Origin of the sequence: Methylobacterium komagatae (genome assembly GCF_042661665.1) — a bacterium.
GTDB classification, from domain to species: domain Bacteria; phylum Pseudomonadota; class Alphaproteobacteria; order Rhizobiales; family Beijerinckiaceae; genus Methylobacterium; species Methylobacterium komagatae.
The window spans coordinates 4840777-4855772 of sequence record NZ_JBHSWN010000001.1 but is presented as its reverse complement, the minus strand read 5'-3'; the positions used below and the strand labels follow the sequence as shown (position 1 = coordinate 4855772).

General features: G+C 68.0%; 8 protein-coding genes and 2 pseudogenes. 4 read left to right on the top strand and 6 right to left on the bottom strand.

Annotated elements, in window-relative coordinates; all coding sequences use genetic code 11:
• Positions 1-73: 73 nt before the first annotated feature.
• Positions 74-2680, bottom strand: a complete 2607-nt coding sequence (gene pepN / locus ACFQE0_RS23910; RefSeq protein ID WP_378974078.1) for an aminopeptidase N — start codon at positions 2678-2680, stop codon at positions 74-76.
• Positions 2681-2832: 152 nt separating this feature from the next.
• Between pepN and ACFQE0_RS23905 the strand changes: the two are divergent.
• Positions 2833-6115, top strand: a pseudogene (locus tag ACFQE0_RS23905) (DEAD/DEAH box helicase).
• A 13-nt stretch (positions 6116-6128) separates the two neighbouring features.
• Here the strand turns inward: ACFQE0_RS23905 and ACFQE0_RS23900 are convergent.
• From ACFQE0_RS23900 to ACFQE0_RS23880, 5 genes and pseudogenes are all read right to left on the bottom strand, one after another.
• Positions 6129-6377, bottom strand: a complete 249-nt coding sequence (locus ACFQE0_RS23900; RefSeq protein WP_378974076.1) for a PilZ domain-containing protein — start codon at positions 6375-6377, stop codon at positions 6129-6131.
• Between the two features lie 87 nt (positions 6378-6464).
• Positions 6465-7807 (bottom strand): annotated as a pseudogene (locus ACFQE0_RS23895) (ATP-binding response regulator).
• An 11-nt stretch (positions 7808-7818) separates the two neighbouring features.
• Positions 7819-8988 carry an FIST N-terminal domain-containing protein gene (locus ACFQE0_RS23890; RefSeq protein ID WP_378974074.1) on the bottom strand — a complete coding sequence of 390 codons (1170 nt, stop codon included), beginning with the start codon at positions 8986-8988 and terminating at the stop codon, positions 7819-7821.
• Positions 8989-9122: 134 nt separating this feature from the next.
• Positions 9123-10130 (bottom strand): PQQ-dependent catabolism-associated beta-propeller protein, encoded by a 1008-nt coding sequence (locus ACFQE0_RS23885; RefSeq protein ID WP_378974072.1) that lies wholly within the window; start codon positions 10128-10130, stop codon positions 9123-9125.
• 1 nt (position 10131) lies between these two features.
• Entirely contained in the window at positions 10132-11358 is a 1227-nt protein-coding gene (locus ACFQE0_RS23880) for an ABC transporter substrate-binding protein (protein WP_378974070.1), read from the bottom strand.
• Between the two features lie 217 nt (positions 11359-11575).
• On the opposite strand from ACFQE0_RS23880, the gene pedF reads away from it, so the two are divergent.
• The 3 genes from pedF to ACFQE0_RS23865 all read left to right on the top strand — a co-directional run bounded on the left by pedF (position 11576) and on the right by ACFQE0_RS23865 (position 14904).
• The gene (gene pedF, locus ACFQE0_RS23875; protein ID WP_378974068.1) at positions 11576-12001 is read left to right on the top strand and encodes a cytochrome c-550 PedF; all 426 of its coding nucleotides are present in this window, start codon (positions 11576-11578) and stop codon (positions 11999-12001) included.
• An 11-nt stretch (positions 12002-12012) separates the two neighbouring features.
• Entirely contained in the window at positions 12013-12873 is an 861-nt protein-coding gene (locus tag ACFQE0_RS23870; protein WP_378974066.1) for a substrate-binding periplasmic protein, read from the top strand.
• Positions 12874-13098: 225 nt separating this feature from the next.
• Positions 13099-14904 carry a PQQ-dependent methanol/ethanol family dehydrogenase gene (locus tag ACFQE0_RS23865; protein ID WP_378974065.1) on the top strand — a complete coding sequence of 602 codons (1806 nt, stop codon included), beginning with the start codon at positions 13099-13101 and terminating at the stop codon, positions 14902-14904.
• Positions 14905-14996 lie beyond the last annotated feature (92 nt).

Sequence of the window (14996 nt, the reverse complement as noted above, 5' to 3'; positions counted from 1 at the left end):
ACCATTCCGCCTTGACTCTGAGAGGGCACTTCGCGACTCGCCGAAACCGCGTTTATGCAACCACGGCAAGTGGTTAGCCGTCTTTAAGAGTCCTGCCGAGAATGTCCGCGACGTCGCGGGACAAACCCGGAACGGCCTTGATACGGTTCAGCATTTCGGCGGCTGCAACACGGCGATTTTTTTCGAGCCGACGCCACGATCCGAAGGCCGTCAGCAGGCGCGCTGCAACCTGCGGATTGGTGGAATCGAGGGCCTTCACGACATCGGCGACGAGGGCGAAGCCTGCTCCGTCCGCCCGTGCGAACTGAGTGGGGTTCGCCATGCTGAAGCTCCCGACCAGCGCGCGGACGCGATTCGGGTTGGTCATGGAGAAGGCGGGGTGAGCCTTGAGCCGCGCGATACGGTCCAGGGTTTCGGGCTCGGCGATGGTGGCCTGGATGGCGAACCACTTGTCGAGGACGAGGGGCTCCTGCGCGTAACGCTCACCGAAGGCGGTCAGGGCGGCCTCCCGTGCCTCGCCTGGGATCTGCGCGATGGTGGCGAGCGCCGCGAGACGGTCGGTCATGTTGGTGGCGGCGTCGAGCCGCTGCGTGGCAAGCGCCGCACCTGCTTGGGGATCGCCCGCCGCGATCAGGTCGAGGGCGGCATTGCGGAGCGCCCGCCGGCCCGCCGAGGCGGCATCGGGGCTGTAGGCCTCCTTGCCCGAGGACAGGGAGGCGTCGATCCGTTCCAGGCGCGGGCGCAGGGCCCGGCCGAGCCGCGCCCGCAGATCCCGCCGTGCTTGGTGGATCGCATCGGGATCCACGTCGGAGGGAAGCGAATCGGCGGCCTCGCCCTCTGTCGGCAGGGCGAGGACGAGGGCGGCGAAGGCCGGATCGGCCAGAGCCTCCCCGTCGAGGAAGGTGCCGAGCGCTTCGGCGAAGGCCTCGGCGCGGGCGGGATCGGGATCGAGGATCAGCCGCATCGCGACGTCCTGCGCCGCCTGCCAGCGGTTGAACGGATCACTGTCGCGGGCGAGCAGACGCAGGCGTTGCTCGTCGGTGAGGGAAAGGTCGAGACGCACCGGCGCGGAGAAATCCCGTAAGAGGGACGGCACCGGCTCCTCGGCCACGTTCTCGAAGACGAGTTCCGCCTCGTCCCGGTCGAGGATGAACACCCCATCCGTCACCGCGGCGCATGTCACATCGGTCATCGGGCCCTTCGCGCCGACGAGACCCAGGGCCACGGGGATGACGAGGGGCGGCCCCTCTACGGTGAGAATCTGGGCGAGGCGAAGGGTGTAGGTGCGCGCGGCCGGATCGTAGCGACCACTCGCCGAGAGCTTCGGCGTACCGGGACGCTCGTACCAGCGAGCGAAAGCCGAGAGATCGCGCCCGGTGACGGTTGCGAAGGCGGCAAGGAAATCCTCGACCGTCGCGGCGGTCCCGTCATTATCGGCGAAGTAGCGGTCCATGCCTGCGCGGAAGGCCGCCCCGCCGATCAGCGTGCGCAGCATCCGCACGATCTCGGCGCCTTTGTCGTAGACCGTCGCCGTGTAGAAGTTGTTGATCTCGGCATAGGCGTTGGGCCGCACCGGGTGCTTGAGCGGCCCTGCATCCTCCGGAAACTGGCGGGCGCGCAGCGAGCGCACCTCCCCGATCCGGTGAACCGGCCGGGAGCGCATGTCGGAGGAGAATTCCTGATCGCGGAAGACCGTCAGGCCCTCCTTCAGGCAAAGCTGGAACCAATCCCGGCAAGTGACGCGATTGCCTGACCAATTGTGGAAATACTCGTGGGCGATGATCGCCTCGATGGCGGCATAGTCGGCGTCCGTCGCCGTATCCGGCACGGCGAGCACGTATTTGTCGTTGAAGATGTTGAGGCCCTTGTTCTCCATGGCCCCCATGTTGAAGGCCGAGACGGCGACGACGTTGAACACGTCGAGGTCGTAGGCGCGGCCAAACGCGCGCTCGTCCCACTCCATCGAGCGGATCACGGCGTCGAGGGCGTAGCCCGCGCGGTCCTCGCGGCCGGGCTCGACATAGACGGCGCAGGTGACGTCGCGGCCCTCCATCGTGCGGAACGTCGTCTCAACCTTGCCGAGGCGCCCGCCGACGATGGCGAAGAGATAGGCGGGCTTGGGGTGCGGATCGTGCCAGACCGCATAGTGCCGATCCTCGCCCACCGGCCCCGCTTCCACCGGGTTACCGTTGCCGAGCAGGACCGGCGCCTCCTCGCGGTTCGCCTCGATCCGCGTGGTGTAGACCGACATCACGTCCGGCCGGTCGAGGAAGTAGGTGATGCGGCGGAAGCCATCCGCCTCGCACTGCGTGCAGTAGACGCCGTCCGTCCGGTACAGCCCCATCAGCTTGGTGTTGGCGGTAGGATCGACCTGCGTCACGAGGCGCAGGACGAAGGGACGCCGGGGCGGATTGCGCAGGGTCAGGCCGGAGGGCTCGACCGTAAGATCACCCGGCGCCACGCCAGCGCCGTCGAGGTCGATCGCGACCAGCGTCAGGTCGTCGCCGTCGAGATGGAGCGGGGCATCCGCATCGCCTTCCGGATTGGGCCGCAGGGCGAGTTCGGCCGTTATGCGGGCGGCATGGGGATCAAGCCGGATGTCGAGGTCGACGCGGTCGATCAGGAAGGCGCTCGGGCGGTAATCCTCCAGGCGGATCAGCGGCGGCGTCTCTGTTCGCATACGGGCTCTCCGGGCATCGACAGGCCCCCGTTCTGGCGCCTTGCAAGCCCCGGCGCAACGCATCACCGCGACGCCGCAGCCTGTGGATGGCGAGGGACCCGGAGGCGCCGTGCGGCGTTGCTGGGCCAAAGGGTACGAGTGCGGGACGGTTCATGGCAGGCTCACGGGTGCGGCGCCGGGCGAGTGTGGCGGAGCGCGGACAAGAGGATGTGCCCCTTGTTCCGACCGGCGCCCTCGCGGTCGCGCTGATCGATCTGGCGGAGGAGGGAGCCCCCTCGTCCATGTCGCCCGCGATGGGCGGCGCCTCGATGAACTCGCCGCGACCCTGCGGACGCTTCAGCCCGGCCTCGCGGTCGGTCTCTTCCCGGAATGGGATTGCCTGCCCTTCGATCACGCCTCGCCGTCGCGGGCGATGATGGGCGCCCGCACCGCGCTGCTGCGCTGGCTCACCGATGCACAGGCACGCCCCTCCATCGTCCTCACCACCGGCCCGGCCCTCGCCCAGCGCGTGCCCCCACCCGAGACGTGGTCGGGCGCGCGGGTCACTTTCGCCGTGGGCGATACGATCGACGTCGCCGCCGTCACCGTGGAACTGCAGCGGCTCGGCTACGTCCTCGATGAGCGGGTGGACGAACCGGGCGAGGTCGCCATGCGCGGGCGGACGCTCGAAGTGTTCCCCGCCGCCGCGCCGCTGCCCTGCCGGGTGGAGCACGAAAAGGGCCGCGTCACTGCGATTCGTTCGTACGATCCGATTTCGCAACGCTCCGTGGCGGAGAGCAACGACCTGCTGGTCGATCCGGCGACCGAGATCCTGTTGAAGCCGGGCTCCGAGGAGCGGCTGATGCCGTTCACCGGCCAGGAGCACGGCCTTCCGCGCTTCTACAAGTCGCTCGTGACGCTGCTCGATTACCTGCCCGACGCACGGCTCGTGGTGGAGGAGGGGACGGAGAGCCGCCTCCACGCCTTCTTCGAACAGGTCGATGAGGGGCGCGAGGCCGCGATGAAGGGCCGCCGCCCCGCCAAGGCTGCGGATGGCCTCTATCTCACGCCAAAGGAATGGACGGCCCTCACCAAGAGCCGCGCCTTAACCGGCGCCACCGAGGATGCCGCCGACAACGCGGCGATTCCGGTCTTCGCCCACGACAAACGCCCCGGCGCGGCCATGGCGAAGTTCCTGCGCGAGCGGCTGAAGGTGGGCGACCGCATCGTCCTCGCCGGACCGAAGTCACCCCTGCGCCGCCTCGTTCGCCGGGCCGCCGAGCCGGCCGGGCGGCCGATCCGCCTGATCGATGCCTGGAATGAGGCGGAGACGGCCGAGCCCGGCGCAGTCCTCGCCTTCGAGGCGCCACTGGCGGCGGGCTTCCGCCTGCCGGGGCTGACGGTCATCACGGCGGCCGATCTTCTGGGTCCGTCCGCCGCGCCGGTTGGCACGGCGGGGCCGACGCTGCCGCTCGGCGATGTCGAGTTGCGCCCTGGCGACGTGGCGGTGGATCGCGACCGGGGGCTCTGCGTCTTCGAGGGGCTGGAGCCGGTCTCGGCGACGGATGCGACGGAAGCCCTGCGGCTTCGCTTCGCGGACGATGCTGTGCTGATGGTGCCGGTGGATCAGGCCGAGCGGATCTGGCGCTATGGGTCGGAGCCCGAGGCGGTGACTCTCGACAAGCTCGACGGCAACACCTGGGCCCGCCGCCGCCTCGAAGCGGAAGCGACGCTCGCCCGCACCGCCCGCACCCTGCTCGACGCCGCCAAGGTCCGGCGCGAGGCGGGCGCCGCGAAGCTCGTGCCGCCGGCCCGCGATCTGGAGCGGTTTGCGGCGGGCTTCGGCTTCTCGCCCACGCCGGATCAGGCGCAGGCGGTCGATGCCATCCTCGCTGACCTCGCCTCGGGCGAGCCCATGGACCGGCTGGTCTGCGGCGATGTCGGCTTCGGCAAGACCGAGATCGCCCTGCGGGCGCTCGCCGCCGCGATCTTCGCGGGCAAGCAGGCGGTGCTGATCGCCCCGACTACCGTCCTCGCCCGGCAGCACGCCGCGACCCTGGAACGGCGCTTCGCCCGGTTCGGCATCGCGGTCGGCCACCTTTCGCGTCTCGTCTCACCAAGCGAGGCGAAACGCGTGAAACAGGGGCTGAAGGACGGCTCGATCCGCCTCGCGGTCGGGACTCATGCGCTCGCGGGCAAGGGCGTCGCCTATGCCGATCTCGGCCTCACGGTGATCGATGAGGAGCAGCGCTTCGGCGCCAAGATGAAGGCCGACCTGCGCCGCCTTGCGGCCGGAGGCCACGTGCTGACGCTCACCGCGACGCCGATCCCGCGCACGCTACAATCCGCCCTGGTTGGGCTGCAAAGTCTCAGCGTGCTGGCGACCCCGCCCGCCTTGCGCCAGCCGGTGCGCACCATCGTCACCGCCTTCGAGGACGAGACCCTGCGCGAGGCCCTGGTCCGGGAGCACCGCCGGGGCGGCCAGAGCTTCGTCGTATGCCCGCGCATCGAGGACATCACCCCCTCAAGGAGCGTCTCGCCAAGCTCGTGCCGGATCTCGACATCGCCGTCGCGCATGGCGAGTTGAAGGCCGCTGAGATGGACGAGACCATGGTCCGGTTCGCGGACGGCTCGGGCGACGTGCTCCTCGCCACGGCGATCATCGAGAGCGGGCTGGATGTGCCCCGCGCCAATACGATGCTCGTCTGGGATGCCGCCCGGTTCGGACTGTCGCAGCTTCATCAGTTGCGCGGGCGGGTCGGGCGGGGCCAGCGGCGTGGTGTGGTCTATCTCCTGAGCGATCCGGCGGCGCCGCCGAGCCCGGCGGCCGAGCAGCGCCTGCGTGCGCTCGAAGCCATGGACCGCCTCGGCGCGGGCTTTGCCATCAGCGCTCGCGACCTCGACCTGCGCGGAGCGGGAGATCTCGTCGGAGAGGATCAGGCGGGCCATGCCAAGCTCGTCGGGCTCGGCCTGTATCGCCATCTACTCGAACTGGCGCTGATGCAGGCCAAGGGTCTGCCGGCCGAGGATTGGACGCCGGAGATCGCTCTTGGGCTCGCCGCGATCATCCCGGATTCCTACGTGCCGGAGCCGGAAATCCGGCTCGATCTCTACACCCGGGTCCTGCGCCTGCGCGAGGCGGAGGCCATCGAGGCCCTGGCTGCAGAGGTGGAAGATCGCTTCGGGGCCATGCCGGAGGCGGTGGCCGCCCTGTTCACCCTGGGTCGGCTGCGCGCTGCCTGTCGTCAACTCGGCATCGCCAAGCTCGGCGGCGGCCCACAGGGCATCGCGGCGGACTTCCGCCCCGGTTGTCGGCCGGGGCCGATGCAAGCGGCGGACGATCTCGTCCTCAAGGACAGCCGCATCGTCCTGCGCCGTGCGACGGACCATCCGGCGACCCGCGCGGAAGCGGCAGTCGAGTTGCTCGACCGCATCCGCGAGGCTCGGGAGCGGTGAGGATGTCCGCTCCTCACGCCGCCTGAAGCTGCGCGCCGATCTCCTCGCCCTTCCGCCAGACGAGGCGGCAGATGTAGACGACGGGCATCTCCGCGATCTCCAGAACGAAGGTCTCGGGGATCAGGTCGGCCTGCGGAAGCGTGACGCGCACGCCCTCCTCCGACCGGTCGTAGACCAGGCAGGACAAGGAGTGGTGTTCATCAAGGCAGATGCGCCCCGGGACATCCATCCTGGTGCGGCTTTGAGCGCGACGTTCGATCATGGGGGATCTCGACTGACGGGCTCACTCTCTCACGCGTGAATGCAAAACGCGTAATGCGATTGCCTCGAATTGTCCGTATCGGACCGTTCAGGCCAGCATGTAGGCGAGGAGGGCGCGTAACTGCGCCGGCTTCACGGGCTTGAGCATCAGTTCCGCCTCGGCCTCCACCACCCGGCGTCCGACCTCGACGCTGTAATCGGCGGTGGCGACGATGACCGGGGTGAACCAGCCCCGTTCCCGCCGGAGATGATCGACCACATCGAGGCCGCAGGCGCCGTCGGAGAGGTGGTAATCGATCACCATCACGTCGGGGCGCTTCATCCCGGCGCGCAGCGAGGCCTCCACGCCGGACAAAGCGCGGTGGCTCTCGACCTCGGCGTCCCACCCGCGCAGCAGCCGTTCCAGTGCCTCTGCGGTCGAGGCGTCGTTCTCGATCACCAGAACCCGCGCGCCGGTCAGCGTCGTGGCGACCGGCACAGGATGGGACGGCGCGTCCGGAACGGCCCCCGCCAGCGGGATCTCGATGCTCATCCGCGTACCGCGGCCGAGCCGCGAGTGCAGCCGGATCGGATGCCCCATTGCCGAGGCCATGCGCTGGACGATGGAGAGACCGAGGCCGAGGCCCGGCCCCCGGCATCCTCGCCGTCGCCGGTCCCGCGATAGAATTCCTCGAAGACGAGATCGCGCTCCTCCTCCGGGATGCCCCGACCGCTATCGACCACGTCGATCCGGCAGACCCCGCCCCGGCGTCGCACACCGATCAGCACGCCGCCCGCTTCCGTGTAGCGCACAGCATTGGAGACGAGGTTCTGCAGGATGCGCTGCATCAGCGTGACGTCGGTGGCCACCATGAGGTCGGCGACGCGGGTGATCAGGCGCAAACCCTTGCGCTCGGCGAAGGGCCTGAAGCTCGTCTCGATATGGGCGACGAGATCGGCGAGCCGCACCGGCTTGATGACCGGCCGCACGGCGCCCGCATCGAGCTTCGAGATGTCGATGAGGGCCTTGATCAGGTCCTCGATCGTCTGCAACCCCCGCTCGACTTGGCCCGCGACGGTCTGAGCCTCCGGACCGGGGGCGAGGTCGGCGAGTGCCGAAAGGGAGAGCCGTGCCGCGTTCAGCGGCTGGAGGAGGTCGTGGCTCGCGGCGGCGAGGAAGCGGGTCTTCGAGCGATTGGCGGTCTCGGCCTCGTCCTTCGCCGCCTGGAGGGCGGCGTTGGAGGTCTCCAGACTCTTCATGAGCGTGGTGAGTTCCTCCGTCCGGGACCGGACCCGGCCTTCGAGCATGATCGCCGTCTGGAACAGGGCGTAGGCCCCGCCCTGCTGGTCCATGGTGCGTTCGACATGGGCCATGAGCGACGCATTGATGCGCTCGAGCTTCTCGACGCGCCGCGCCAAGGCCTCCCGGCTCTCACCGTCCTCCGCGACCATGACCATTCCGCTCACGCCGGATGATTCCGGCCGATCGCGATGCCGGTGAAGGTCTGGTTCAGATGCATCGAGCGGTATTGCTCGCCATAGGTTTCGAACCCGACCACACCGTAGCGGCTGTAGAGGTCCGAGATGCGATGGCGGACCTGTCGGCTCTCGGCATCGAGGCGCCGCAGCACGCAATCGAAGCCGATCACGAGATCGAGCCCGCCGAGCGTGGCGTCGAGGCCAGACAATTCGGCCCGCGTCGCCTCGACGATGTCGTGCGGCTCCGCGAGTGTCAGCACCGCCCCCTCGCTGATGGCGCAGAACAGGGTCAGCGACCCATCTGCCTCCACCCGGCTGATCGAGCGGCAATAATATTCGCCGCCGACCTTCACCGCGAGGGGATAGGCCGCGAAGCTCATCGGCGTCAGGTGCTCGGGATCGAGCCCGACCGCCTTGGCGTATTCCCGCGCGGCGGGCTCGGCGTTCAACTCGTGGACCCGGCGGGTCTCCTCGCAGGCGGCCGTCACCACGAACTTGCGCTGCGTCGGCGCGAAGTTGTCGCTCTTGAAGATGCGGATCGGGAAATCGGTCTCGACGAGGATCAGTACCGCCGCATTGGTGTGGATCGCCCCGTCATGGATCAACACCGTGCCCGCGAAGGCGAGATCATCGCCCGCCGAGCCGCCGACCAGGGGAATGCCGTCGAGCGCCCAGGCCACGGCGGAAACCACGGTCTCTTCCGCGTTGGCGAGCGCATCGATGAGCGACAAGGCGAACTGGCTGCCGGGGATGGGCTCCGGCCGGATCTGGTCGAGGTTCCGACGCAGGCTGCGGACGGCGGCAGCCGTGCTGCCGACATCGAGTCGGTCGATCCGCGTGAGGACGTCGCTCACGATGCGGAACCCCTGGCGGGGGAAAGCGAGGGCCACGAGCCCCCGGTCGATGGCGCCCGCCGGACTGATCCCGCCCGATGAACTGCACCCCAGAAGCGTCACGCCGGGGAAATGCTCGCCCACCGCCGCGACGAGTTCGCGCGCGTCGTAGGAGGGAGAGAAGAAGACGAGCAGATGCCCGATCCGCTCGCGGTCGAGCAGGGACGCCACGGCCGAGACCGCGGCGCGCACATCGCTCGCCTCGGTCCAGGCCGACTGGATCCCGCACAGATGCGAACGCATCCGCGTTCCATCGATCACGGCGTTACTCCCGCTCGGAGCTGCTCTGTTGCGGCGGCCCTCGTAGCCGGAACTATATGTCCGGCCGATTGGTTTGCGCAAATCGTACATGGTGTTGAAGCGCAGGCTCCCCCGGCGAATTTCGTCTGTCCGCTCTACTTGCCCGCCACGGCTCCGGCGGCCGGGCGGATGGCCGCGCCCCAGGGGAAGCGGCCCACCTTCACGGTCTTGATCGCCTTCAGCGCAGGCACGTCGATGATGGTCACGTCACCGGAGACGCCATTCGTGGTGATCAGCCGGTCCTGCTCGGGCGTCAGTACGGTATGCCAGACCCGGCGGCCGACGAGGATGTAGCTCTTCACCTCGAAGGTCCTGGCATCCACCACCGCCACGCGATCCGAGGGGCCGAGCGCCACGAAGGCCATGCGGCCGTCATCGGTGAGGCTGATCCCCACCGGCTGGATCCGGTCCGAGGCCACGCCCTTGATCTCGAAGGCGATGGTCTTCACCACCTTGCGGGTCGCCACGTCGATCACCGCTACCGTGCCACCGATCTCCGACGAGACCCATAAACTCTTGCCGTCTTTAGAGAATTCCGCGTGACGCGGGCGCTGATCGACTTGCGTCGCATCGACGGCCGTGAGCGTCGCGACGTCGATCCAGTGGACCATGTTCGTGGTTTCGGAGGTCGTCACCGCGATGGTCCCGTCCGGGCTCACGGCCATGCCTTCCGGTTCAATGCCGACGTCGATCTGAGCCTTCACGTGCTTGGTATCGACATCGACCACCGTCGTGGTGGCGTTGTTTTCGTTGGCGATGAACAGGGTGCGCCCGTCCGGGGACAGGGCAAACTGCTCAGGATCCTCACCTGACGGAAGATCGGTGATGAGCGTGCCGGTCTCCGGATCGATCACCTGCACGGAATCGGAATCGCTTGCGCAGACGAAGAGCCGTCGCCCGTCCTTCGAGAACACGACCCCGCGCGGGCGGCGCCCTACGCCGAAGGTCCGCGTGACGGTGTAGGTCGCCGAATCGATGACCGAGACCGTGTTGTCGCGCTCATTGGTCACGTAGATCTCCGCGGCCCGTGCGGGCGCAGCGGAGAGGGCGACCATCGTCATCGCGAGCGCAGCGAAGCAATGCCAAGGCGGATGGCCGATCATCTCATCCTCCGAAGGCTTTGCAGGCGCTCTCGGGCCGGTCGAGGCCCAGCGTATCGAGCTCGGTGGCACGGTGCAGGAAGCCCTCGACGGGCGCCGTGCCGACCACGGCCCCCGGCCAGAGCAGATAGAGCGGTTGGCGCAACTGCCCGTTCCAGGCCCGGAAGCTGAGAGCTCGCCCCTTGAAACCGCCGACTTCGAAGGCCGGATCGAGCAGGAGTTTTGAGATCGGCTCGGGGTCGGCGGATTTCAACTTCACCGCCGCCTCACCCACAGCGTGAACAGCCATCCAGCCTGCCCAGTCGACCGGGTCCATGGTCCGGTTGGCGAGCTTCCTGAAACGTTGCTGCAACTGCGCCGCAGCCCAGGCTTCGACCGCGCGGCCCCAGGCGGCCGGGGAGAGGCCCTGCGTGCCCACCACCGGGCGCGGCGACTCGGTGTTGTAGACGAGGTTGGTGCCGAACTCGCCCAACTCGTCGGCTACGGCCACCACGTCGTGCTCGGGCCCCCGCGTGGCCAGCGCGAATTCCCGTAACGCACTGTCGCGCAGGTCGGCGCCACGGGCATCGAACGTCGTCTCGGCGACGATGCGCGCTCCGAACTTCCGCGCACTCCGCCGCAGGGACTCGGCGTAGAGCCCGTCCGCCTGATCGGGACCCGAGACCAGCAGAATCCGCGTCCAGCGCTTGAACACGAGAAGCTGTACCAGCGCATCGGTGAGCATGGCGCGCGAGGGGGCGACATGCAGCACCCGCTTACGGCACTGGGCATCGCGCAGGGCGGTATCCGTGGCGCCGATATTGAGGAAGACCGTCTCCTTCGCTTCCGGCGCGTCCGCCAGCGCCAGAAGGTCGGCGGCAGGGGCGTTCACCACCACGAAGCGCGGGTGCCCTTTGCCGGCGAGGAGTTCGGACAGGGCCGCGCGGATATCGGCGCCCGGCTCCACCACCTTGCTCGTGAGATCGAGGGACACACCCACGAACCGGCCCGTCGCGTTGGAATCGCGCAGGCCGAGTTCAGCGCCCTTCCGCCCCTGGTCGGCGGGCACGGGGTCCTCATTGTTCAGGGGGTTCGGCCGCTCGATCCGCCGCTCGATATAGGCGATCGCAACGGGCTCGGCCGCCTTGGCCGAGACGCTCGACAGGAGCGGCAGAAGGCAGGCCGCCAGGAACCCGGCGCTCAGGCGCGCGCCTCGCCGTCCCCGGCCGTTCCGCTCGGTAGCCGTCCGCATCCGGCTGGTCTCGTTTCCGCCCGTCAGATCGTTGTTGCCCTCTGGAATAGGGCGAGCACCCACCCCGGGATATTGGACCAAGGTGCGAATACGGGGCGTTCCGGCCGGTCCATACCAAAGCACAATGGGTTCGGGGCGGCCCGCTTGCTAGCCTTCCTTCAACCGGCCGCCCGAATGGACGGCGAATGACGGCCCACGGCCGCTGCGGAGGAAGACGATGTCCAGAAGGCTTGCGTTCGCAGGCAGCGTTCTCGCTGCGCTCGTTGTGTCCAGTGGTGCGGTGTTCGGCCACGGGGACGTGCAGCCCCAGCCCGTGAACACCGATGGCCTGCCGGGCCTCGGCGACACGTGGCGCGACGAGAACCCCTATCGCGGCAATGAGCACGCGGTGAAGATCGGAGCCTCGGCCTACAACCAGAACTGCGCACGCTGCCATGGTCTGGAGGTCATTTCCGGCGGCCTCGCCCCCGACCTGCGCTACCTCGAGAAGGGCAAGGAAGGCGACGAGTGGTTCAAGGAGCGCGTCACCCACGGCGCGATCGTCGATGGCATGACCAAGATGCCGGTCTTCGCCGGTGTGATCTCGCAGGAGGGCCTGTGGGCCATCCGCAGCTACATCGAAGCCCAGCACGTCGACAATTGAGCGCGGCGCGGATGACCCTCTCGCTGCGACGGCGCTCCCTCCTGCTGGCGGCCTCCCTGCTGATGGCTGCGGGCCCGGCCCTGTCCCGCCCCCTCGACGCCGTGCGTGCCGACGGCACGTTGCGCGTCGCCCTCTATGAGGACAACTTCCCCTTCTCCGGCCTGAAGGACGGCAAGCCCGCCGGGATCGAGGTCGATCTCGCCCAGGCCGTCGCGGACGCGCTGAAGGTGAAGCTCGACCTGCGCCTCGTGGATGCGGGGGAGAACTCCGACGGCGACCTTCGCCTCGCCCTCTGGCGCGGTGATCTCGCCGGGTCGGCGCTTTCGGACGTGATGCTGCACGTGCCCGCCGACCGAATCTTCGCCCAGCGTAACGAGCAGATCTTCACGACGCGCCCCTATCTCCAGCAGCGGCTCGCCCTGGCCTGGAAGCGAGGCGCGACGGAGGATTTCGAGACGCTCGGGGATATCGGCGACACGCCCATCGCCGTGGAGGGCAACAGCGCCTCCGATGCCATGCTGCTGACCGCCAATGGCGGCAAGCTGCGGGGCAACCTCAAGCATTTCAAGAGCTTCGATGAGGCGGCTAAGGCGTTCACGGGCGGCGAGGCCCCGGTCCTGGCGGGCACTCTGTCCGAGATCGAGGGCGCGCTGACGGCCTCCAAGACGCCGCGCGACGGCATCGGCATCACGCAGGTCAAACTCGCCGGGCCGATCAAGACCTCATGGGAACTCTGCGGAGCCGTGAAGAGCGACTCGCGTGATCTCGGCTACGCGGTTGGCGACACGATCACGTCGCTGATCGACAACGGTACGATGAAGGCCATCTTCGCCAAGCACGGCGTGAGTTACGACCCCCCAACCGGCTACTGATCCGCCGGGGCCTTCAAGAAAGACAGATCCCGCCGCGCCAACGCGGCGGGACGATGGCGTTTATACTTGTAAGTCCGCCTTAATTTCCTAAGCAAACCGCCATAAGATTGGACTTATGGCCAATAACCCGGCCCCGAGACTCGTCATACTCTGACCCTCGCGGAAGGCCGTCTGCTCAAAGGGGCTCGAACCCCATCGGCCAGGGAATTCACCGGAGGAGATGTCATGAGAATGCGCACGCAGTTTCTCGCGGCGGTGGGGCTTGCCGCCCTGGCCGCAGGCGCGACGAGCCTGTCCGCCTCGGCCAAGGAGCCCGAGAAGACCGCAGCCGCCACGGGCGGCGGGGTGACCGAGCAGGACATCATCAACGACGCCAAGACCCCCGGCGACGTCGTGACCTACGGGCTCGGTCCACAGGGCCAGCGCTACAGCCCGCTCAAGACCATCGACAAGGAGAGCGTGAAGTCCCTCGTCCCGGCCTGGTCCTTCTCCTTCGGTGGCGAGAAGCAGCGCGGCCAGGAGAGCCAGGCGCTCGTGAAGGACGGCACGCTCTACGTGACCGGTTCCTATTCGCGCCTCTATGCGATCGACTCGCGCACCGGTGAAAAGAAGTGGGAATACAATGCCCGCCTTCCGGAAGGCATCCTCCCGTGCTGTGACGTGGTGAACCGCGGCGCCGCCCTGTACAAGGACAACATCTACTTCGGCACCCTCGACGCCAAGCTGGTGGCGCTCAACGCCAAGACCGGCAAGGTCGCGTGGCGCAAGGACATCGACGACTTCAAGTCCGGCTACAGCTACACCGCCGCGCCGATGATCGTGAAGGGCAAGATCATCACCGGCGTGTCGGGCGGCGAGTTCGGCGTGGTCGGCCGGGTCGAGGCCCGCGATGCCGAGACCGGCGAGATCGTGTGGAAGCGCCCCGTCATCGAGGGCCATATGGGCGAGCTGAACGGCAAGCCCTCCACCATGACGGGCAAGACCAACGAGACTTGGCCCGGCGACATGTGGAAGTTCGGCGGCGGCGCCACCTGGCTCGGCGGCACCTACGATCCCGAACTCAACATGATCTATGTCGGCACCGGCAATCCGGGCCCGTGGAACTCCTGGCTGCGTCCGGGCGACAACAAGTGGTCGGCCTCCCGCCTCGCGATCAACCCCGACAATGGCGAGATCGTGTGGGGCTTCCAGACCACCCCGCATGACGGCTGGGACTTCGACGGCGTGAACGAGTTCGTGCCGTTCGACATGCAGAAGGACGGCAAGACCGTGAAGGCCGGCGCCACGGCCGACCGCAACGGCTTCTTCTACGTGCTCGACCGGACGAACGGGAAGTTCATCTCGGCCACGCCCTTCGTGAACAAGATCAACTGGGCGAGCGGCATCGATAAGGACGGCCGCCCGATCTACATCAACGAGAACCGCCCCGGCGATCCGAGCCAAGCCACCGGCGATGAGAAGAAGGGCAAGTCCGTCTTCGCCGTGCCGGGCTTCCTCGGCGGCAAGAACTGGAACCCGATCGGCTACAGCCCCGACACCAAGCTGTTCTACATCCCCTCCAACGAGTGGGGCATGGACATCTGGAACGAGCCGGTGAACTACAAGAAGGGCGCCGCTTATCTCGGCGCGGGCTTCACCATCAAGCCCACCTTCGAGGACCATATCGGCTCGCTCAAGGCCATCGATCCGGCCACTGGCAAGGTCGCGTGGGAATACAAGAATAAGGCTCCGCTCTGGGCCGGCATCCTCACCACCGGCGGCGGCCTCGTCTTCACCGGCACGCCCGAGGGCTTCCTGAAGGCCTTCGACGCCAAGACCGGCGAGGAACTGTGGAAGTTCCAGGTCGGCACGGGCGTCGTCTCCTCCCCGATCACCTGGGAGCAGGACGGCGAGCAATGGGTCGGCGTCACCGCCGGCTGGGGCGGCGCGGTGCCGCTGTGGGGCGGCGAAGTCGCCAAGACCACGGCGGGCATCAACCAGGGCGGAAGCTTCTGGGCGTTCAAGCTGCCGAAGAAGGTTGCGGCGCGCTAATGCATCGATCCAGACAAAAGCGTCAGCTGAGTCCGGAAAAATTGATGCAAAGACAATGAGCTAGGGCAGGGACGCAGGAACGAGGTGAGTGC

Bases quoted from the DNA above. Each gene is read 5' to 3' on its own strand.
- ACFQE0_RS23885 (WP_378974072.1), bottom strand. From the start codon at position 10,130: ATGATCGGCCATCCGCCTTGGCATTGCTTCGCTGCGCTCGCGATGACG.
- ACFQE0_RS23870 (WP_378974066.1), top strand. From the start codon at position 12,013: ATGACCCTCTCGCTGCGACGGCGCTCCCTCCTGCTGGCGGCCTCCCTG.
- pedF (WP_378974068.1), top strand. From the start codon at position 11,576: ATGTCCAGAAGGCTTGCGTTCGCAGGCAGCGTTCTCGCTGCGCTCGTT.
- ACFQE0_RS23900 (WP_378974076.1), bottom strand. From the start codon at position 6,377: ATGATCGAACGTCGCGCTCAAAGCCGCACCAGGATGGATGTCCCGGGG.
- pepN (WP_378974078.1), bottom strand. From the start codon at position 2,680: ATGCGAACAGAGACGCCGCCGCTGATCCGCCTGGAGGATTACCGCCCG.
- ACFQE0_RS23880 (WP_378974070.1), bottom strand. From the start codon at position 11,358: ATGCGGACGGCTACCGAGCGGAACGGCCGGGGACGGCGAGGCGCGCGC.
- ACFQE0_RS23865 (WP_378974065.1), top strand. From the start codon at position 13,099: ATGAGAATGCGCACGCAGTTTCTCGCGGCGGTGGGGCTTGCCGCCCTG.